Here is a 20,880-nt window from a genome sequence, read left to right on the forward strand (position 1 = left end):
TATTCGAGATGAACGACGTCGCTAAAAAAGAAGAGCCCTCTAACGATCTGGCTATCGCTATTCCAGGCGCGCTGTTGGCCATTGCCGGCAAGATCAAAGATCCAACCCGTGAAGATGTAATTGACTCTTATCAGTTTTCTTCCGAAGTTGCCGGGAAACTCTTCAACCCTAATACCCAGAGTGAAGAGTGGTTCAAGAAGTTTCTCAGCGTCATGCAGGACTGTGGCTGGGTCGTAGTCCGTCAGAAGTACCAAAAAACTGAGTCGGGATCCCAATCGCTCAAGATCGGCGCCATTGCCTCTAAAGCCGTAAGCGGAATTGGCAGCGCTGTTCTGGGCGGGCCGGCGGGTACGGCCTTGCGCAAGCTGGCTGACGGGGCGCTGAAAAAGCTTGGCCTTAGTGAAGAGGCTCAGCAAATAATCAAACGTAAGACCGACAATAGCAAAACCGCCTCTGCAGGCCTCGCCGCTTGCCTGGTGACCGAAAGCGACGACGTCGTGCTGGTGACAAGTGCTGTGCAGACGAGCAAGTCGGGTAAAGACGCTGACTGGGCCTTGTTCGAATGGGCAGGCAGCTCTTCTGATACCTACGAGGCTGCGGCAGCGTTGATGCTGAACCGCAAGCTCTATCACAGCATTCGCGATGCCATTATCGACAAGCTGAAACAACACAAGCAGAGCCGTGTCCTCCTCCACGATATCTGATTGGGCGGTCGGGATGGCTGGAGGCTTTAGCCATCCCGACATTCAAGCTTCTACTGGACCAGGAGGGATCATGGAAGACTATTGTGTATGGGTGAATGGTGGCTCGTTGTTGCTTATCGCCCCCGACGTACTGCCGCATCAACGCCAGGCAGTACTCGATTCTGTGTTGTATGCGCAACTGGTGGCGAACAAGTTCGCCGGCTCGCGCTTTTCGAATTACCAGAAGTGGTACGAACGCTATCGCAACACCCTGACTGAACGCGACTGGATCTTCACCAAGTTCCATCATGAGAGCAAATCCGCATCGGATTGCTCGCTACTCTCTGCGATCCAACCGATGCAACTCTGGCTGGAAACCCGATATACCGGCGCAAGTGCAATCATCGATCAAGGGATTGCGGCGCTGACTCGGGATGCACAGGGCCTGGAGTGTTTTGGTGGGTTTACTTTCGAGGCACGCGATACGGGCGCAGTTCTGATCATGGAGATCGGGCTGGTACACCCCGGTCCTGTAATCGACTTGTGCAGTATCTTCATTACCCACGCACAGGCGCCTGAAGTGGCCGGGATCAAGCAGTCGTTGGCCGGCGAAGTGTTATGCAACGAGGTTGTGATTAACGGCGGGGCGGCTGTGTTGGATGGCAAGCTATTCGAGGCTTCGCGCGCCGATCTGCGCAGTTTGATGGCGCGCAAGCAGCAGGAGCACAACTATGTAATGGCGCTCGACAGTCAACCTGAAGGTGATAATCATGAGTAAGCTAACGGGCGTGGTCGCCGACTCGAGCATCCTGTCGTTTCATCCGGAGGTTAGCGCTGCGCAGCGCGATTCTGTGCTACTGGCCATATCGGCAGCCGAGATGGTTACCCGTGATGCCTACGAGCAGGGACTGATCGACGATTGGTTCAACTATTACCGTCGGCAATTGATGTTCTACGGTTACGACCCGCTTCAGGCAAGCGAGGTGCACTGGCCCGGCGGTGAACGACCGAACATCGTCGACAAGGCTCTGCGCAGCATTGCCGCGGCCAGCGGCGGTAGTGAACTGGCACTATCGATGGGGGGGACCCTGGAGGCCCTCAGGGGCGCACGCGACGCGCTGGTGCATTTTGAGCAGCGGGTGCAAAAAACGGGAGTTTTTCAATTGCTACCCTGTGCTCCAGGCAAGGCCGGGCAGGTAGACATGGTGGTGTATCACGAAACGATGGCGCTTACGCAGACGAGTGCCGGCTTTCTGTTCCGCGAGCGCCAGACCCGGCAGGTCAAGGCCGAGCTGGTGCGCTTCAACGTCGCGCTGTTCGATCAGAAGCTGCGTGCCAAGGTGGAAAAAATGCGCCAGGCCGGTCGTATGCGCAACCTGGGCACATTTCTGGTCTAGGGCACCAGGTAACCCTTGATTCCGGTAAAGATGATCTGCGCCGCCAGGGCGCAGACAAACAACCCCATCAAACGGCTGACAATCTGCAGGCCCTGGTCGCCGAGAATCCGCTCGATACGGTTCGACAGGTACAACACCAGGCCGACGGTGAAGCTGGCCATGGCAATACTGACGATGGCCAGCAGCTTGTCGTCCCAGTGCGGCTGGCCAATCCCCATTACCAGCAGTGCACCGATGGTGCCAGGGCCGACGGTCAGGGGGATGGTCAGCGGCACGATGGTTACATCCTGCTGCACGTTGTCGGTCTGCACCGCCGACTTGCCCTGGGCCATGCCCAGCGCGGAAATGAACAGCACGCTGCCGGCACCGATGCGAAATGCATCCACGGTGATGCCGAATATGCCGAAGATCACCCTGCCGAACAGGTATAGCAATACGCTGGCGATCAACACGGCGATTGCCACGCGCCAGGCCAGTTGCTTGCGCTCCTTGCTGGAGTAGCCGCGGGTCAGGCTGATAAAGCACGAGAGCACGAAGAACGGGCTGTAGAGCACGAGCATTTTCAGGTAGACGCTGAACAACTCATGGAGCATGGTCGAGGCTCGCGGCAAGGGTGATGTGGAGCAAGTGTATGCGAATTACGGGGTTGGAATCTGACTTGATTCGGCTTCGCGATGCGCCACCCAATGCTCGATCAGCTCGCGCAACTGCGACAGTTCCACCGGCTTGGACATGTGCCCGTCCATGCCGGCCAGGCGTGCGCGTTCCTTGTGCTCGGCGAGGATGTGCGCGGTCAGGGCCACCACCGGTGTGCGCCGGCGCTGGTTGCTGACTTCCCAGATGCGCAGTTGCTGGGTGGCCGAGAAGCCATCGAGCACTGGCATTTCGCAGTCCATCAACACCAGGTCGTAATGGTTGGCCTTCATCGCCTGCAGGGCTTCCTCGCCATTGCTGGCGGTGTCCGGCTCCAGGCTCAGCTTGCCGAGCATGCCACGGATCACCTTGGTCGATATGTTGTTGTCCTCGGCCACCAGGATGCGGAAATCGCTGGGCAGGTTCAGTGGCGCCGACAGCCCGGTCTGCACCGGGATACTCGGCTGGCCCTTGCTGCGCTGGGACAGCTCTTCGGCCAGGGTGGTCTTGAGGGTGTAGCCGGCCACCGGTTTGGCCAGGATGCGTTTGACCCCGGCATTGCGGGCGATGACCTTGCTTGGCGCGTTGCTGATACCGGTGAGCATCACCAGCAGGATGTCGTGGTTCAGGCTCGGGTCTTCCTTGATCTTCGCCGCCAGTTGCATGCCGGTCATGCCCGGCATGTTCTGATCGAGCAGCACCGCATCGAAGTAATCGCGCAGGTGCGCCTTGGTGCGCAACAGGGCCAGGGCTTCCTTGCCCGACGGCACGGCGCTGACGTTCATGCCCCAGGCGCTGCACTGCTGGACCAGGACCTTGCGGCAGGTGTCGTTGTCGTCCACCACCAGCACCCGGGCGCCGCGCAGCGGGCCGTCGAGGTCGGTGGGTGGCTGTTCGAGGCGGTGCGGGTCGAGCGGCAGGGTCATCCACAGGGTGTTGCCCATGTTGTGGCTGGTCTTGATGCCGAACTCGCCCTGCATCAAAGTGATCAGTTGCTTGGCGATCACCAGCCCCAGGTGGCCGCCGAGCTTGTTGCTGGAGAGGAAGTGCTTGCTGTGCAGCTCTGCCTGCAGCAGCGCTTCGCGCTCGCCCGGCGGGATCGGTTCGCCGCTGTCCTGCACGGCAATGCGCAGGCGCGGGCTGTCGCCGCGCTGGTCGAGGGCGACCACCAGCAGGATCTCGCCCTGGTCGGTTTTCTTCAGGGCGTTTTCCAAAAGGCTCAGCAAGGCCTGGCGCAGACGCGTCGGGTCGCCACTGATGACCCGCGGTACCTGCGGCTGGGTGAAGCTGATGAGTTCGATGTTTTGCTGCTCGGCCTTGGCCCGGAAGATACTCAGGCAATCCTCGATCAGGGCATTGAGGTCGAACTGCACGTCATCCAGCTCGATCTGCCCGGATTCGAGCTTGGAGATGTCGAGAATCTCGTTGATCAGGGTCAGCAGCTCGTTGCCGGCGCTGTGGATGGTCTGCACGTAGTCGCGTTGCTTGACCGACAGCGGGGTGCCGAGCAGCAGCTCGGTCATGCCCAGCACGCCGTTCATGGGCGTGCGGATCTCGTGACTGATCTTGGCCAGGAACTCGGCCTTGGCGTTGATCTCGGCGTTGCTGGCGGCCAGTTCGCGGCTGGCGCTGAAGCGCTCTTCGCTGATGCGCCGCAAGCGCTCGCTGACGGCCAGGTTGAGCAGCAGGCCGCTGAAACTGGTGAGCCCGAGGAGAATGAACAGCAGCCATTGGGTCGGCGTGCGGGTCAGGCCGAGCAGGGCCGGCAACACCACCAGGCAACCGATGTTGAACGCCAGCATGGCCAGGGCGAACAGCCGCGCCGGGGCATACCCCTTGTACCAGTGGTAGCTGGCCACCAGCAGCATGCTCAGGCTACCGACGGCCATCAGCGCATAGGTCATCAGGTTCAGCGGCAAGGTATCGACGAACAACAGCAACAGGCCGCACAGCGCGATCAGCAGCATCTCGCCCTGCAGCAGGCGGCTCAGGCGCGGTTGCTCGCAAGGCGTGAAGAAGCGCAGGGTAAAGGTCAGGCCGGCCAGCGATGCCAGCAGGGCAGTAAGGTAGGCCGCCGGTGTTTGTGCCGAATGCCAGAGGCTCCACCAGGGGCCGCTGAGGTTGAGCAGAATCAGTGCGCTGAGCAGCATCAGCGCGTGGTAGACCGCCAGGGCCAGGCTGGTACTGGAGCGTGAGTAAGCGAAGCGGATCAGGTTGTGCAGCATCAGCATCAGCAGGCAGCCGAACAACAGGCCGAAGAACAGCGGCTGGCGCTGGTCGGCGGCGGCCTGGGCGGCAGGCTCGAGGCTGATGGCCGGACGCAGCTGGTGTTCCGACACCAGGCGCAGGTACACATCCAGCGGTTGCGTGCTGTTGGGCAGGGCCAGGACATGGTCGCTGCTGCGCAGGTAAGGGTCGCCGCTGTCGCTCTGGCGACCGTTGTGGATCTGCTTGATCAGCCGGTCGCCTTGCAGGGCGTAGAGGTCCAGCCGTGACAGGTCGGGGGCGAACACCCGCAGCAGTTTTTCCTGCTGTCCGGGTTCCAGCCGATAGTGCAGCCACAACGCCTGGTCGGGCGTGGCAGCGTTGAGTTCGTTGAGTTCGAGGGGGCTGAACTGGTTGCGGTAGCGTTCGGAACGTACATCGCTCAATTGCAGGCTGGCCTGGTCGTCAAGCAATACCGCCCAACCACTGCCCTGTTCGGCCACGGCCGGGAACAGGCAGAGCAGGGTCAGCAAGCTGACAGTAAGACCAATGGCAATCCTGAGCCAACGCAAGACGAAATCCTTTCTTAGCCAAATGCCGGATGGTAACTATGCGCGGCGCGCCAAGCCGAAGGCAAGGCCCATGGCGGGCCCTGTCGACGAGCCGGGGGCAGGGCGCTCGTCGCGCCGCTGCCACCAGGCACCAGTTTACTCCTGGTGTTCACCGCGTTCGCGGGCAATGGCACGGTAGCCGATGTCCTTGCGGTAGAAGCTGCCATCCCAATTGATCTCGGCTGCCAGGCGGTAGGCTTGTTGCTGGGCCGACTCGACGCTGCTGCCCATGGCGGTGGCGCACAGTACGCGGCCGCCAGTGGCAACTACCTGGCCGTCCTTGAGCGCGGTACCGGCGTGGAACACCTTGCCTTCAATCTGCGCTGCAGCATCCAGGCCGTGGATGACCGCGCCTTTGCTGTAGTCGCCAGGGTAGCCGCCAGCAGCCAGCACCACGCCCAGGCTCGGACGCGGATCCCACTGCGCTTCGACCTTGTCCAGGGCCTTGGCGAAAGCGGCTTCGATCAGCAGCACCAGGCTCGACTCCAGGCGCAGCATGACCGGCTGGGTTTCCGGGTCGCCGAAGCGGCAGTTGAACTCGATGACTTTCGGGTTACCGGCTTTATCGATCATCAGGCCGGCATAGAGGAAGCCGGTGTAGACGTTGCCTTCCTCGGCCATGCCGCGCACGGTCGGCCAGATCACCTGGTCCATGACGCGCTGGTGCACGTCGGCGGTGACCACTGGCGCTGGCGAGTAGGCGCCCATGCCGCCGGTGTTGGGGCCGGTGTCGCCGTCGCCGACGCGCTTGTGGTCCTGGCTGGTAGCCATTGGCAGCACGTTGTGGCCGTCGACCATGACGATGAAGCTGGCTTCCTCGCCGTCGAGGAACTCTTCGATCACCACGCGCGAACCTGCGTCACCAAAGGCGTTGCCGGCGAGCATGTCGCGTACGGCGTCTTCGGCCTCGCCCAGGGTCATGGCGACGATCACGCCTTTACCGGCGGCCAGGCCGTCGGCCTTGATCACGATCGGTGCGCCTTTTTCCCGCAGGTAGGCCAGGGCCGGCTCGATCTCGGTGAAGTTCTGGTAGTCGGCAGTCGGGATCTTGTGGCGCGCCAGGAAGTCCTTGGTGAAGGCCTTGGAACCTTCCAGCTGGGCCGCGCCCTTGGTTGGACCGAAGCAGTCCAGGCCGCGGCTGCGGAACAGGTCGACGACACCGGCAACCAGCGGGCCCTCAGGGCCGACGATGGTCAGGGCGACATTTTTTTCGGCGAAATCGGCCAGTTGCTCCAAAGCGCTGACGTCGATGTCGACGTTCTCGCACTTGGCTTCAGTGGCGGTGCCAGCGTTGCCCGGGGCAACGAAGACTTTTTCGACCCGTGGGTCCTGAGCGACTTTCCAGGCCAGGGCGTGTTCACGACCGCCGCTACCGATAATCAGAATATTCATGAAGGCTCCTTCGGAGAAGCTGCAAGCTGCAAGCTACAAGAAAAAGCAGCCAGTGCTGCCATTTGCGTAGCTTGCAACTCTGAAATTTAAGGGGCTGCAACTGCAAGAGGATGCGACGCGATGCGCTTTTTCTTGCAGCTTGCAGCTTGGAGCTTGTCGCTGCTTCACTCAGTGACGGAAGTGACGCATGCCGGTGAAGACCATGGCAATGCCGGCTTCGTCAGCGGCGGCGATGACTTCGGCATCGCGCATCGAGCCACCTGGCTGGATCACCGCGGTGATGCCGACCTTGGCCGCGTTGTCGATGCCATCACGGAACGGGAAGAACGCATCCGATGCCATGACCGCGCCCTGCACCTGCAGGCCGGCGTGCTCGGCTTTGATCGCAGCGATACGGGCGGAGTTGACGCGGCTCATCTGGCCGGCGCCGACACCAATGGTCTGGCGGTTCTTGGCGTAGACGATGGCGTTGGACTTGACGTACTTGGCCACTTTCCAGGCGAAGATCAGGTCGTGGATTTCTTGCTCGCTCGGCGCACGCTTGGTGACCACTTTCAGGTCGCCCTCGGTGATCATGCCGATGTCGCGGCTTTGTACCAGCAGGCCGCCGGTGACGCGCTTGAAGTCCCAGGCAGCGGCACGTTCTGCCGACCACTCGCCGCAGGCCAGCAGGCGCACGTTGGCCTTGGCCGCCACCACGGCGCGGGCTTCGTCGCTGACGCTCGGGGCGATGATCACTTCGACGAACTGGCGCTCGACGATGGCTTTGGCGGTTTCGGCGTCCAGTTCGCGGTTGAAGGCGATGATGCCGCCGAACGCCGATTCGGTATCGGTGGCGTACGCCAGCTCGTAAGCCTGGCGGATACCGCCTTCAGCGTCGGGGCTGACCGCCACGCCGCACGGGTTGGCGTGCTTGACGATGACGCAGGCCGGCTTGACGAAGCTCTTCACGCATTCCAGCGCGGCGTCGGTATCGGCCACGTTGTTGTACGACAGCTCCTTGCCCTGCAGCTGCACCGCGGTGGCGATGCCGGCTTCGGCCGGCTTGGCCTCGACATAGAACGCCGCGCTCTGGTGCGGGTTCTCGCCGTAGCGCATTTCCTGGGCCTTGGTGAACTGGCTGTTGAAGGTCCGCGGGAATTCGCTGCGACCTTCGGTGCTGAGGGTTTCAGCGGCCTGGTTCACGGTGCCCATGTAGTTGGCGATCATGCCGTCGTAGGCTGCAGTGTGCTCGAATGCCTTGAGCATCAGGTCGAAGCGCTGGGCGTAGGTCAGCCCACCGGCCTTGAGGCTTTCCAGGACCTGGCCGTAGTCGCTGGCGTTGACCACGATGGCGACGTCCTTGTGGTTCTTGGCCGCCGAGCGGACCATGGTCGGGCCGCCGATGTCGATGTTCTCGATGGCGGTCGGCAGGTCACAGCCCGGCTTGGAGATAGTGGCTTCGAACGGGTAGAGGTTGACCGCGACCAGATCGATCGGCTTGATCCCGTGCTCGGCCATGATGGCGTCGTCGGTACCGCGACGGCCGAGGATGCCGCCGTGGATTTTCGGGTGCAGGGTTTTGACCCGGCCGTCCATCATTTCGGCGAAGCCGGTGTAATCGGCAACTTCCACCGCGGCAACGCCATTGTCCTGGAGCAACTTGAAGGTGCCGCCGGTGGACAGGATCTCGACGCCGAGCTGTTGCAGCTCACGGGCGAATTCAAGGATCCCGGTCTTGTCGGAGACGCTGATCAAGGCGCGGCGGATCGGCAGGCGGGTAGTCTGGTCGGTCATTTCAGATTCCATAACGCGGTGGAGTCAGCAAAAAAGGCGACCTCATCGAATGGGAGCCGCCTTTTCTGGTTTGGATGCTTGCTTACAACAAATCGTACTGCTTGAGTTTCTTGCGCAAGGTGCCGCGGTTGAGCCCGAGCAGCTCGCTGGCCTTGGTCTGGTTGCCCTTGACGTAGTTCATTACGCTTTCGAGCAACGGCGCTTCGACTTCCGAGAGCACCAGGTTGTACACGTCCGTGACGGCCGCGCCCTCCAGATGGGCGAAATAGTTGTGCAGCGCCTTTTCCACACTGCCGCGAAGGGTCTGACCCTCTTCGCTCGGCGTATTCAGGTGCTGTTTCAGGTTGACGTTGTCGCTCACGGGCGTTGTTCCACTCACTAAAGTCTCGGTCATCATCGTCATGCGGCCACCCCTTGTCCGTCCTCTGTCTCAAGGCTCTGTTCACGCTCGCTGAAGAAGCCGCGAACGTTGGCGCACTGCGCTTGCGTGTCTTCCAAACGGTTGAACTGGGCGCGAAACTCCTTGGCGCCCGGTAGCGTTGCCAGGTACCAACCAACGTGCTTGCGGGCGATACGTACGCCCATCACATCGCCATAGAAGGCGTGCAACGCGGTCAGGTGCTCCAGCAGAATTCGTTCCACTTCGTCCAGCTGCGGTGCCGGCAGTTTTTCGCCGGTACGCAGGTAATGCTCGATCTCGCGAAAGATCCATGGCCGCCCTTGGGCAGCCCGGCCAATCAGCAGACCGTCGGCACCGGTGGCATCCAGCACCGCCCGGGCTTTTTCTGGCGAAGTGATATCGCCATTGGCAAAAACCGGGATCGACACCGCCTGCTTGATCGCCGCGATGGTGTCGTATTCGGCTTCACCGGTGTAGAGGTCGGCGCGTGTGCGTCCATGTACCGCCAGTGCCTGGATCCCGGCCTGCTCGGCGATCCTCGCCACAGTCAGGCCGTTCTTGTTGGCCCTGTCCCAGCCAGTGCGGATCTTCAGCGTGACCGGCACGTCCACGGCGGCAACCACCGCGTGGAGGATTTCGCTGACCAGGGCTTCATCTTTCAATAAAGCAGAGCCTGCGGCCTTGTTGCAGACTTTTTTTGCCGGGCAGCCCATGTTGATGTCGATAATCTGCGCGCCGGCCTCGACGTTGGCCCGGGCCGCCGCTGCGAGCATCTGCGCGTCACCGCCGGCGATCTGTACCGAGCGCGGCTCGGGATCACCTTCGTGAACCATGCGCAGGCGCGACTTGCGGCTGTTCCACAGGCTCATGTCGCTGCTGACCATCTCCGACACCACCAGGCCTGCACCCATTCGTCGGCACAACTGACGAAAGGGCTGGTCCGTGACCCCGGCCATGGGCGCGAGGATCAGGGCGTTCTGCAGTGTGTATGGGCCGATGCGTACCGCCGACATAGGAGTTCCCTGTTGTGGGGGCCGATCTTAGAGTTCGAAAAAGGGTTGGCATGATACCCGCTCTCGGTGACCGGATAAAGATCGATTTGGATAAAATCTGAACAGTTGGCTTTGAGCTTCAAGCTGCAAGCTTCAAGCCACAAGAAAAAGCAGACCCGTACGCTGATCCGTTTTCACTTGCGGCTTGAAGCTTACGGCTTGCCGCTCGCCGACTATTCCGGCGACCGAAACGACAGGCTGTAGTTGACCGCCTTGGGGCCCGGATCAAGGATGTCCAGGGCGATGTGGATCGGCGTCTGGCTGGGCATTTCGCCCTTGCCGGCCAGTTCACCGCTGAGGTACTCGGTGGGCTTGAAGCGGCGGCTGGCGATCAACTGGCCATTGAGGTCGGCAAAGCGCAGCTCCAACAGCGGGAACGGCTGGGCGAAGGGCGCCCGGTTGTAGATGATCGCATCGACGATCAAGGCGCCGTTGAAGTCCGGGTGGCTGCGCACCACCAGGTTACTGCTCTTGATCCGGGCGATATCGACCCGCGACGGCACCTGGCAACCGACGGTCGGACAGACCGCCTGGAACCACGGGCGGTAGCGGTCCTGGCGGGCCAGTTCGTCGAACTGGTACCAGATGTATTGGCCGGCCAGGGCCGCAGCGGCCAGCAAAATCAACAGGATCCACAGCAGGCGCCGGGCCCAGTTGACCTTGGGCTTCTGCCAGTCGAGCTGGATCGGATCGTCGACCAGGTCGAGCAGCGGCTCCTTGCGCGCCGGGCGGTTGCTGACCGGGCCCAGGCCCGGTTCGCGGCGCTCGTCGAACTCGGGTTCGGGGCTGTCCAGAGGGTCCTCAGGCTCGCGCGCCGACAGACGCTCGCCGGGCAGTTCGTCATCATCGGCGCGTAGCGCAGCGGCAGGTGCCAGCGGGGCGTCGAGGTCGTCATCGATGGCATCCAGCGACAGCGACGGCTCGGTACGCTCGCCGGGTGCCGGCGCGAGGTCCAGGGCTTCCTGCTCGATCAGCGGCGGTTGCGGCGCGTCGAGCTCGGCACTGAGTTGCTCGCGCTCGGCGGCCGGGCTGCTGAACAGGCTGTCGGGCCAGTGCTGGTCGTCTTGCTCGGGGCTGTCGCGGTGCGCGCTGAGGCTCTCTTCGCGTGGTGCAGCGGCCTTGAACTCGGTGGTCGGCTGGATTTCGCGCTGTTCCAGGCGCGCCAGCTCCTGATCGAGGTCGAGCTGGTCGAGGTCCAGCTCGGCGGCGCTCCACTCGTGCTGGTTCGGTGCTTTTGCGGGCTCCGCCACTGGCTCGACCGGCACCGGCGCTGCAGGCGGGTTCTGCGCCGCGCTTTGCTCCAGCAGTTGCCGGGCGGCGTTGAACACTTGCAGGCAGGCGCCGCAACGCACCATGCCGCGGGCCACGCTCAACTGATTGTGGCTGACGCGAAAGCTGGTCTGGCAATGCGGGCACTGGGTGACGAAACTGTCGGTCATGCGGCGGTCCGGGTTATGCAGAAGGTTATTCTAGGCGCACTTAGCGGCGGCGACCACTGATGCGTACCCAGCCATCGCGTACGGCGATCGGGTCGAGGTCGAAGTCCTTGGCGTAGGCCGCGGCAACTTCATCACCCTGCTCGGCGAGAATCCCCGACAGCGCCAGCAGGCCACCCGGACGTACCAGCCCGGACAGTTGCGGGGCCAGCGAGACCAGCGGGCCGGCGAGGATGTTGGCGACCAGTACGTCGGCCTGCATGGCCGGCATGTGCTCGGGCAGGTACAGGGCGAATTTCTCGTCGGCGATGCCATTGCGTCCGGCGTTGTCGCGCGAGGCTTCCAGGGCCTGCACGTCGATGTCGGTACCGACCGCTTCACGGGCACCGAGCAGCAGCGCGGCGATGGCGAGGATGCCCGAGCCGCAACCGAAGTCGAGCACCTGGGTGTCTTTCAGGTCCTGGCCGTCGAGCCATTCCAGGCACAGTGCGGTGGTCGGGTGGGTGCCGGTGCCGAAGGCCAGGCCCGGGTCGAGCAGCAGGTTGACCGCCTCAGGCTCCGGTGCCGCGTGCCAGCTTGGCACGATCCACAGGCGCTGGCCGAAACGCATCGGCTGGAAGTTGTCCATCCAGCTGCGTTCCCAATCCTGGTCTTCGATGACTTCGGCCTGGTGCTCCGGCAGTTCGGCGCTGGTCAGCAACTGCAGGTGGGCGAACACCGCGCTGGCGTCGGTATCGGCTTCGAACAGTGCCAGCAGGTGGGTATGCGACCACAGCGGGGTGGTGTTGAGGTCCGGTTCGAAGATCGGCTGATCTTCGGCATCCATGAAGGTGACCGAAACGGCGCCTACTTCGAGCAGGGCATCTTCATAGGTTTCGGCTTGTTCCGGGCTGATGGCCAGACGTACTTGCAGCCAAGGCATGGCGGGCACCTTTGGAAAAATCTACAGGGGCAGCCCGAGGCTGCGAGAAGCCCGCCAGTTTACTTGAGTGCGAGGGGTTTGTGGGAACCCTGTGGGAGCCCCAAAAAAAGACCCCGGTCACGGGACCGGGGTCTTTTTTACATCACTGGTGAATCACTCCTGGCTAGCCAGTTTGTGTTCCAGGTAGTGAATGTTGACGCCGCCTTTGCAGAAACCTTCATCACGCACCAGGTCGCGGTGCAGCGGGATGTTGGTCTTGATGCCGTCGACGACGATCTCGTCCAGGGCATTGCGCATGCGTGCCATGGCTTCGTCGCGGTCCTTGCCGTAGGTGATCAGCTTGCCGATCAGCGAGTCGTAGTTCGGTGGAACTGCGTAACCGCTGTACAGGTGCGAATCGACGCGAACGCCGTTGCCACCCGGGGCGTGGAAATGCTTGACCGTGCCTGGGCTCGGGATGAACTTCTTCGGGTCTTCGGCGTTGATCCGGCACTCCAGCGAGTGACCGCGAATCACCACGTCATCCTGGGTGAACGACAGCTTGTTGCCAGCGGCGATGCTGAGCATCTCCTTGACGATGTCGATACCGGTGACCATCTCCGAAACCGGGTGCTCCACCTGAACACGGGTGTTCATTTCGATGAAGTAGAAACGACCGTTCTCGTAGAGGAACTCGAAGGTGCCGGCGCCACGGTAGCCGATCTCGATGCAGGCATCGACACAGCGCTTGTAGACTTCCTGGCGGGCTTTTTCATCGATGCCCGGTGCCGGCGCTTCTTCCAGTACCTTCTGGTGGCGGCGCTGCAGCGAGCAGTCGCGGTCACCCAGGTGCACGGCGTTACCCTGGCCGTCGGACAGGACCTGGACTTCCACGTGACGTGGGTTGGTCAGGAACTTCTCGAGGTAGACCATCGGGTTGCCGAAGGCTGCGCCAGCTTCGGTGCGGGTCAGCTTGGCCGAGGCGATCAGGTCCTCTTCCTTGTGCACCACGCGCATGCCGCGACCACCACCGCCACCGGCGGCCTTGATGATCACCGGGTAGCCGACTTCACGGCCGATGCGCAGGGCTTCTTCTTCGTCTTCCGGCAGCGGGCCGTCGGAACCTGGCACGGTCGGAACGCCAGTCTTGATCATCGCGTCCTTGGCCGAAACCTTGTCGCCCATCAGGCGAATGGTGTCGGCTTTGGGGCCAATGAAGGCAAAACCGGAGTTCTCGACCTGCTCGGCGAAATCGGCGTTTTCCGCGAGGAAACCGTAGCCTGGGTGAATGGCGGTAGCGCCGGTCACTTCAGCCGCGGCGATGATGGCCGGGATGTGCAGGTAGGACTGGCTGGCCGAAGCAGGACCGATGCAGACCGACTCGTCTGCCAGGCCCAGGTGCATCAGTTCGCGGTCAGCCGTGGAGTGTACGGCGACGGTCTTGATGCCCAGCTCTTTGCAGGCACGCAGGATCCGCAGGGCAATTTCCCCGCGGTTGGCAATCAGGACTTTTTCCAGCTTCGCAGACATCGTTGGCTCTCCGCGGTTCAAACGATGGTGAACAGCGGCTGGTCGAACTCAACCGGCTGACCGTCTTCTACCAGGATGGATTCGATCACACCGCTGGTTTCAGCTTCGATGTGGTTCATCATCTTCATGGCTTCGACGATGCACAGGGTGTCGCCTTTCTTCACGGTCTGGCCGACTTCAACGAAGGCTGGCGAGGCAGGCGAGGCTTTGCGGTAGAAGGTACCGACCATTGGCGAACGGGCAACGGTGCCGTTCAGTTTTGGTGCGGCAGCTTCGGCTGGAGCGGCGGCAGCGGCCGGGGCGGCGGCTGGTGCGGCAACAGGAGCGGCGACTGGAGCCGGAGCGTAGTACTGCTGGGCTGGAGTCTTGCTGTGGCGGCTGATCCGTACGGATTCCTCGCCTTCCTTGATCTCCAGCTCGTCGATGCCAGATTCTTCCAGCAGTTCGATCAGTTTCTTGACTTTACGGATATCCATTAATCATCAACTCCCAAGGTTCGGTCAGGGGCGTAAATATAAAAACGTGTTAGCAAACGTTTCTTGTGAGCCCCGGCCCATAGGCCAGGTTCTCGTCATCAGGGCTTTGCGTTAGCAGCCAGGTGTTCCAGGGCAGACTCCAGGGCCAGGCGATAACCGCTGGCACCCAGGCCGCAAATCACTCCTACGGCGACATCAGAGAAGTAGGAGTGATGGCGAAAAGGTTCGCGTTTGTGCACGTTGGACAGATGCACTTCGATGAATGGGATGCTCACCGCCAGCAACGCGTCACGTAATGCGACACTTGTATGTGTGAAAGCCGCCGGATTGATCAGGATGAAGTCCACACCTTCGCTGCGCGCGGCATGAATGCGGTCGATCAATTCGTACTCGGCGTTGCTTTGCAGGTATTGCAGATGATGGCCGGCGGCGCGGGCGCGCTGCTCCAGGTCCTGGTTGATCTGGGCCAGGGTCACGGCGCCATAGACGCCCGGTTCGCGGGTGCCGAGCAGGTTCAGGTTGGGGCCGTGCAGCACCAGTAGCGTTGCCATCTGTGGTTCCTTTTTATCGTTAGGAAACTTTGCGCGGCGACTATGCCGTAAACCGGCGGGCACTGTCCAGTTACCAGCAATAGCCAGCACGATGACCGATATTCACGCTAAATATGTGACTAATTTATTAATTTCGGTCATCGAAAGCGGCTTTTTAGCGGCCCGAAGAAGTTATAGACCCAGATCGGCGCGAATGCGCGTCAGATGCTCGGCAAATTCGCCGGCGTTTATCTCGCCAACCACACGATCGGCGGTGATTTCGCTGCCGTTCGCGGCAAAGAACAACAGCGCTGGCGGGCCGAACAGCTGGTAGCGGTCGAGCAGGGCGCGCTGTTCGGCGTTGCTCTCGGTAATATCGAAGCGCAACAGCTTGTAATCCTTGAGCTGCGGCTGCACCGCCGGAGCATTGAGTACTTCGTGCTCGATCACTTTGCAGCTGATGCACCAGTCGGCGTACCAGTCCAGCAGCACCGGCTGGCCGGCGGCCTTGGCGGCGGCCAGGGCGCTGTCCAGCGCCGCCGGGGTGGTGAGGGTCTGCCAGGCGCTGGCGCTGCTGGCCTGGGCGCTTGCACCAGTACTGGCGTTACTGGCTTGAGGCAGCGGGCGCAGCGGGTCGGTCTGCCCGCTCAAGGCGCCGTACCAGCAGGTCAACCCATAGAACAGCAGGGCCAGGCCGAGCAGCTGCGCCAGGCGCTGCCGGGTGGTTTTCACCGTGAACTCCAGGGCGCCAAGGAACACCGCGGTACCGGCGGCCAGCAGGCCGACCAGCAGCAGCGTGACCTGCCCCGGCAGCACGCGGTTGAGCAGGCCAATGGCCAGGCCCAGCAACAGCACGCCGATGGCGTTTTTCACCGTTACCAGCCATGGCCCGCTTTTCGGCAGCCAGGCCGCACCGCCGGTAGCGATCAGCAGCAGTGGCGCGCCCATGCCCAGGCCCAGGGCGAACAGCTTCAATGCACCCCCCAGGGCATCGCCGCTGGCGCTGATATACAGCAGGGCGCCGGCCAGTGGCGCCGACACGCACGGCGATACCAGCAGGCTGGAGAACACCCCGAGGATCGCCGCACCCATCAGCGATCCGCCCTTGGTCTGGCCGACCAGACGTTCCAGGCGACTACTGATGGCATGCGGCAATTTGAGTTCGAACAGGCCGAACATGGCCAGGGCAAACAGCACGAAGAACAGCGCAAACGGCACCAGCACCCAGGCCGACTGCAAGCGTGCCTGCAGGTTGAGGCCGGCACCGAACAGGCCCATCAGCGCGCCGAGCAGGGCAAAGCAGGCAGCCATCGGCAGCACATAGGCCAGCGACAGGGCAAAACCGCGTACGCCACCGACCTGGCCGCGCAACACCACGCCAGAGAGGATCGGCAGCATCGGCAGCACACACGGGGTGAAGGTCAGGCCGACGCCGGCGAGGAAGAACAGCAGCAGGCCTTGCCAGTCCCAGCCGGCCTTGGCGACCGTGGTGGTAGCTGGCGGCGCACTGCTGGTGATGCCATCGATGCTCAGGCGTGCGGTTTCCGGCGGGTAGCACAGGCCCTTGTCGGCGCAGCCCTGGTAGCCCACCAGCAAGGTGAAGGGGCGTTGTTCGTTGGCCGGGCGGGGGATTTCGATGTCGAGGATGCCGTGATAGACCTCGACGTCGCCGAAGAACTCATCGTGCTTGGCTTCACCCGGGGGGATCTGCGCCGTGCCCAGGGCTATGTCGGCAGGCTCGCTGCGAAACTGGAAGCGGTGGCGGTACAGGTAGTAACCGTCGGCGGCGACGAAGCGCAGTTTCAGGCTTTGCCCTTGATCCTCGACCAGGCTCAGCTTGAAGGCTTCGTGCACTGGCAGAAAGTCGCTGCTGTTGTTCAGCGACGCGGCGCCCAGGGTGGCGCTGGGGCGATTGTCGAGCAGGCCGGCGCCGACGGCGGGCAAGGCCAGGAGCAGAAACAGGAGGCAAAGCAGGCGGCGCATGGCGGTCTCGCAGTACAAAAGTGCCTGCATGATAACGGACTTTGCAGCCCTGTTGCCTTCATCGCGGGTCAAGTCGGATCGCCGCGACACATCCTCACAGGCGAAAGGCCCGCACCGCCGTATTCAACTCGCCACCCAGGCGAAGCAACTGCTCACCCTGCTCACGCCCTTCACCAATACGTTGCAAGTTGTCTTCACCCAAGCCATGAATCCGCTCGCTGTGGTCACGAATCTCGCTCACCGCGCCGCTCTGCTGGGCGGTGACATCGGCAATCCGTACCGCTGTGGCCGAGATGGTCTGGATTGCCGCGACAATTTCATCCAGCGCGCCATCCGCCGCCTGGGCCTGGTCAGCGGTGGCCTCGGCATGTTCGAGCTGCGCGCGCATGCCTTCAACCGATTCGCGGGCCGCCTGCTGCAGGCGCCCGATCAAGGTCTGGATCTCACCGGTAGCGCCGGTAGTGCGCAGGGCCAGGGAGCGTACTTCTTCGGCAACCACGGCAAAGCCACGGCCCATTTCCCCGGCCCGCGCCGCTTCGATCGCGGCATTGAGGGCCAGCAGGTTGGTCTGCTCGGCAATCGAGCGGATCACCGTCAGCACGCCGCCGATGGTCGCCGATTCCTCGGCCAGTTGTTCGATCATCTGCGCGTTGCCCTGTACTTCGTCGACCAGCGCCCGCAGCCCGGTCAGGCTCTGGCCTATCACTGCCTGGCCTTGCTCGACCGCACGCCCGGCGTCGTGGCTGGCGTCGGCCGCCTGGCTGGCGTCGCCGGCGACCTGGAGGATGGTCGCCTCCAGCTCGCCGAGGGCATCACGGATTTGCGCGGTGTCGCCGGCCTGGCGTTCGGCGCCGTCGTGCAGGGCGCTGCTCATGTCGGCCAGGGCGTGGCTGCTGCCAGCGACCTGCTCGGCGTTGTGGCGGAGGGTGCCGACCAGCTCGACCAGGTAGACCCGCAGGCGGTTGAGCGAGTCCTGGATATCATGCATTTCACGGTTGCTGCGGCCCAGGGCAATGGCCTGGCTGAAGTCGCCCTCGGCCCAGCGCGAGAGTGCCGGCGCGAGGTTGGTCAGCACCCGCGCCAGGCGCCGCTGCAGGGTGTCGATAAGCAGGGCGATCAGCAGGATCAAACCGATCATCAGGCCCTGAATCACCCGCACTTCGCCCTGGATGGCGGCATGCTGGCTACGCACACTGGGTTCGAGCTCGGCGATGGCCTGCTGCACGGCGCCGATGCGCTCGAAGGTGCTGCTGGCCAGGGCGCTGCGTTGCTGGATCTGCTCGCGGGTGCGCTGCAGCTCGCCGGGGTAGCGCTTGATCAGGCTGTTGAGTTCGCGCTTGAGCGCCACCCCGGTGTCTTCGGTTGCTGTGCTGGCCTGGGTCTCCAGGCCCATCAGCGCAGCAAAGTCGTCGGCGCTCGAAGCGCTACTGGCGGTCACCCCCAGCAGCGGCAATTGTTCGAGTAACTGCGCCTGGGCGGCGATCTGCGCAAGTTCGCGCTCGACTTCCTCGGCCAGTTCGCTGCGGCCGCTGCTGACCAGTTTGTCCCGCGCCAGGGATAGCCGCGACAGGTGCAGGGAGGCCTTGAACAGCGCCGGGGCATAACCCCCGGCATCGCTGCTGGTGCTGCTCTGCGCATAGTTGGCCAGTTGCTCGAGGCTCGCGCCCAGCTCGCGTTCGGCCTGCAGCAACAGGGCCTGCGGGTCGCCGGCCAGCTTGCCGGCGCCCAGCAACTCGTTGGCGGTGAAGCGCTGCAGATTGTCCAGGCTCGGGCGCAGGCGCTCGGCAAGCTCTGCCGGCAGTTGCTCCAGTTCACCCTGCAGGGCGGCGGTGGTCTGCAGCGCCGTGGCATGGCGCAGGGCGTCGCCGCTGCTCAGGTAGTCCTGGATATTGCGCGCCGCCTGGTTCTGGAATTGCTGCGACAGCGACAGATAGCGCTCCATTAATAAATAGGGGCGCTCCAGGGCGCGCTGCGACCACCACAGGGTCGCGCCCAGGGCGATGCACACGGTAACCAGCAACAGGGTATTGAAATTGGTGAGCAGCTTCAGGCGCATGTCCGGTGTCTACCAACGGCCGAATGGTAAGCGCCTGAAGTTATTGCGTTTTTATGACCGGGTTATGACGAAGCGGGCGGTCCGGTGAAAAAAACTGGCACTTTGCCTTTATGCTTCGACCCGTTGCACGCAGTTGCGCCCGGCACCCTTGGCGCGGTACAGCGCCTCGTCGGCGGAGGTGGCCATGCTCAGGGCGTCCAGGCCTTCGCTCAGTTGCACCACGCCGGCACTGAAGGTGCAGGACAAGTCGCGCGGCTGGGCCGGGTAATGGATCTCGGCAAAGCGCCGGCGAATTTCGTCGAGCACCTTGTGCGCCGAGCCCAGGTCGGTGTTGGGCATGACGATGGCAAATTCTTCACCGCCGTAGCGGCCAATGAAGTCGGTCTTGCGCAGGCGCTGCTTGAGGAACAGCGCCAGGCTCTTGATCACCCGGTCGCCCATGGGGTGGCCGTGGCTGTCGTTGACCTTCTTGAAGTGGTCGATGTCGAGCATGGCGAAGCTCAGTGGCTGCGCTTCGCGGCGCGCACGGAAGCTGCAGTCTTCGAGCAATTGCAGGATATGGGTGTGGTTGTACAGCCCGGTGAGGCTGTCGCGCACCATCCGCGCCTTGAGGTTGCGCGCCCGGGCCGCGCGGTTGCGCACGGTGGTGATCAGGTGCCGCGAGCGGATCGGCTTGGTCAAAAAGTCATCACCGCCCTCGCTCATGGCGTCGAGCTGTTTGTCCAGATCGTCCTCGGCCGACAGGTAGATGATCGGCACGCTGACATAACGGTCGTTGTGGCGGATCACCTTGGCAAGCTCGGTGCCGGTGCAGGCCGGCATGTACATGTCGAGGATGATCAGGTCGGGCTGGAAGTCGGCAAGCTCGGCCATGGTCTGAATCGGGTCGATCAGGGTGCGGGTGACGATCCCGGCGCTGTTGAGCAGGCGCTCGGTGTGCAGGGCCTGGGCCCGCGAGTCGTCGATGATCAGCACCTTGAACGGTTCGTACTGGGTGACGCTGGTCAGCAGCTCGACCTTTTCCAGCAGGCTCGAGGCTTCCAGGGTGCCGGTAAGGAACTCCTGGCCACCGGCGCGCACGGCGGCCAGGCGCGTCGGCGTGTCGGTTTCGTGCAGGCTGAAGAACAGCAACGGCACCCGCTGCTCCAGGCCCTGCTGGGCCTGGGCGGCCAGTTGCAGGCCGACACCGGGGCCGGTGAAGTCGACGTCCATGACGATTGCCGAGGGCAGCCGTTCGCTCATGGTCGCCTGGAACGCGGCGGCGCTGTTCAAGGCCTGTACACCGAGGCCGAAGAATTCCAGTTGCTGGGCCAGACGCTCGGCGCGGTCGTGGTCCTGGAGCATGATGTACACCGGCTTGCGCAGCGGCGGCAGCGGCACTTGCTCAAGTTGGTCGCCCTGGCGCAGGCCGGTGCGCGACAAACGTTGCATCAGCCGGTTGAGGTCGCTGATCAGCTGGCTGCTCAGGCGCGCGCTGTTGGCTTCGACCGCCTCCAGGGCATGGCCGATGGCCTCGGCCAGCTGGCTGTGCTCGGGCTGCTCGAAGCGCTCGGCATAGCGTTGCAGGCGCAGGTTGGCTTCGCACAGCTCACCCAGGTCGCCAGTCGACCACTCGCTGCGCTGCAGGCGCTGCCAGATCTCGAGGATTTGCCGGGCCTGATGAATGACCCGCTGGGCAAAGTGTTGCTTGAGGCGCTCACGATTGGGGTCTTCTGGCTCGGTCATGTCCTGACTACTTATAAGGGGTGAGGCTGAGTTCGAGTGATGGCTCTATGCTAGCACCACTTTCCCGGCAATCGAGTGCCTTGTATCAATTAAC

The 20,880-nt window shown here is 62.9% G+C and carries 17 protein-coding genes; 3 read left to right on the forward strand and 14 right to left on the reverse strand.

Annotated features, from left to right (window positions below; genetic code table 11):
• Nucleotides 1-8 precede the first annotated feature (8 nt).
• The 3 genes from LOY37_RS02825 to LOY37_RS02835 all read left to right on the forward strand — a co-directional run bounded on the left by LOY37_RS02825 (nucleotide 9) and on the right by LOY37_RS02835 (nucleotide 2,080).
• Nucleotides 9-704: a hypothetical protein gene (locus LOY37_RS02825; RefSeq protein ID WP_258716262.1), complete on the forward strand. Its 696-nt coding sequence runs from the start codon at nucleotides 9-11 to the stop codon at nucleotides 702-704.
• A gap of 70 nt (nucleotides 705-774) precedes the next feature.
• Entirely contained in the window at nucleotides 775-1,461 is a 687-nt protein-coding gene (locus LOY37_RS02830) for a hypothetical protein (RefSeq protein WP_258716263.1), read from the forward strand.
• A complete protein-coding gene (locus LOY37_RS02835) occupies nucleotides 1,454-2,080 on the forward strand; it encodes a hypothetical protein (protein ID WP_258716264.1) in 627 nt (208 codons plus the stop codon). Before LOY37_RS02830 ends, LOY37_RS02835 begins: the two co-directional genes overlap by 8 nt.
• Here LOY37_RS02835 and LOY37_RS02840 read toward each other — a convergent pair.
• From LOY37_RS02840 to LOY37_RS02905, 14 genes are all read right to left on the reverse strand, one after another.
• Complete coding sequence (locus LOY37_RS02840; protein ID WP_093376541.1) at nucleotides 2,077-2,673, reverse strand: MarC family protein; 597 nt, start codon at nucleotides 2,671-2,673, stop codon at nucleotides 2,077-2,079. The genes LOY37_RS02835 and LOY37_RS02840 overlap by 4 nt on opposite strands.
• 45 nt (nucleotides 2,674-2,718) lie before the next feature.
• Nucleotides 2,719-5,490, reverse strand: a complete 2,772-nt coding sequence (locus tag LOY37_RS02845) for a hybrid sensor histidine kinase/response regulator (protein ID WP_045196995.1) — start codon at nucleotides 5,488-5,490, stop codon at nucleotides 2,719-2,721.
• Between the two features lie 135 nt (nucleotides 5,491-5,625).
• A complete protein-coding gene (gene purD, locus LOY37_RS02850) occupies nucleotides 5,626-6,921 on the reverse strand; it encodes a phosphoribosylamine--glycine ligase (protein WP_045196997.1) in 1,296 nt (431 codons plus the stop codon).
• 168 nt (nucleotides 6,922-7,089) lie between these two features.
• On the reverse strand, nucleotides 7,090-8,697 hold the full coding sequence (gene purH / locus LOY37_RS02855; RefSeq protein ID WP_045196998.1) for a bifunctional phosphoribosylaminoimidazolecarboxamide formyltransferase/IMP cyclohydrolase: 1,608 nt from the start codon (nucleotides 8,695-8,697) through the stop codon (nucleotides 7,090-7,092).
• A gap of 82 nt (nucleotides 8,698-8,779) precedes the next feature.
• On the reverse strand, nucleotides 8,780-9,100 hold the full coding sequence (fis, locus tag LOY37_RS02860) for a DNA-binding transcriptional regulator Fis (RefSeq protein WP_003186237.1): 321 nt from the start codon (nucleotides 9,098-9,100) through the stop codon (nucleotides 8,780-8,782).
• Nucleotides 9,097-10,110, reverse strand: a complete 1,014-nt coding sequence (dusB, locus tag LOY37_RS02865; protein WP_258716265.1) for a tRNA dihydrouridine synthase DusB — start codon at nucleotides 10,108-10,110, stop codon at nucleotides 9,097-9,099. Before dusB ends, fis begins: the two co-directional genes overlap by 4 nt.
• A gap of 212 nt (nucleotides 10,111-10,322) precedes the next feature.
• Nucleotides 10,323-11,588 carry a DUF3426 domain-containing protein gene (locus LOY37_RS02870; RefSeq protein WP_093376537.1) on the reverse strand — a complete coding sequence of 422 codons (1,266 nt, stop codon included), beginning with the start codon at nucleotides 11,586-11,588 and terminating at the stop codon, nucleotides 10,323-10,325.
• 40 nt (nucleotides 11,589-11,628) lie between these two features.
• Nucleotides 11,629-12,507, reverse strand: coding sequence for a 50S ribosomal protein L11 methyltransferase (gene prmA, locus LOY37_RS02875; protein WP_093376532.1), 879 nt, complete (start codon nucleotides 12,505-12,507; stop codon nucleotides 11,629-11,631).
• A gap of 153 nt (nucleotides 12,508-12,660) precedes the next feature.
• The gene (gene accC / locus LOY37_RS02880; protein ID WP_045197008.1) at nucleotides 12,661-14,016 is read right to left on the reverse strand and encodes an acetyl-CoA carboxylase biotin carboxylase subunit; all 1,356 of its coding nucleotides are present in this window, start codon (nucleotides 14,014-14,016) and stop codon (nucleotides 12,661-12,663) included.
• Nucleotides 14,017-14,033: 17 nt separating this feature from the next.
• The gene (gene accB, locus LOY37_RS02885; RefSeq protein ID WP_093376528.1) at nucleotides 14,034-14,492 is read right to left on the reverse strand and encodes an acetyl-CoA carboxylase biotin carboxyl carrier protein; all 459 of its coding nucleotides are present in this window, start codon (nucleotides 14,490-14,492) and stop codon (nucleotides 14,034-14,036) included.
• Nucleotides 14,493-14,590: 98 nt separating this feature from the next.
• Nucleotides 14,591-15,043: a type II 3-dehydroquinate dehydratase gene (gene aroQ, locus LOY37_RS02890; protein ID WP_028945755.1), complete on the reverse strand. Its 453-nt coding sequence runs from the start codon at nucleotides 15,041-15,043 to the stop codon at nucleotides 14,591-14,593.
• Between the two features lie 171 nt (nucleotides 15,044-15,214).
• A complete protein-coding gene (locus tag LOY37_RS02895) occupies nucleotides 15,215-17,005 on the reverse strand; it encodes a protein-disulfide reductase DsbD (protein WP_258717166.1) in 1,791 nt (596 codons plus the stop codon).
• A 94-nt stretch (nucleotides 17,006-17,099) separates the two neighbouring features.
• A complete protein-coding gene (locus LOY37_RS02900; RefSeq protein ID WP_258716266.1) occupies nucleotides 17,100-19,061 on the reverse strand; it encodes a methyl-accepting chemotaxis protein in 1,962 nt (653 codons plus the stop codon).
• A 108-nt stretch (nucleotides 19,062-19,169) separates the two neighbouring features.
• Complete coding sequence (locus LOY37_RS02905; protein ID WP_258716267.1) at nucleotides 19,170-20,786, reverse strand: diguanylate cyclase; 1,617 nt, start codon at nucleotides 20,784-20,786, stop codon at nucleotides 19,170-19,172.
• Nucleotides 20,787-20,880 lie beyond the last annotated feature (94 nt).

Source organism: Pseudomonas sp. B21-012, from assembly GCF_024749305.1.
In the GTDB taxonomy this organism is placed as follows: Bacteria; Pseudomonadota; Gammaproteobacteria; order Pseudomonadales; family Pseudomonadaceae; genus Aquipseudomonas.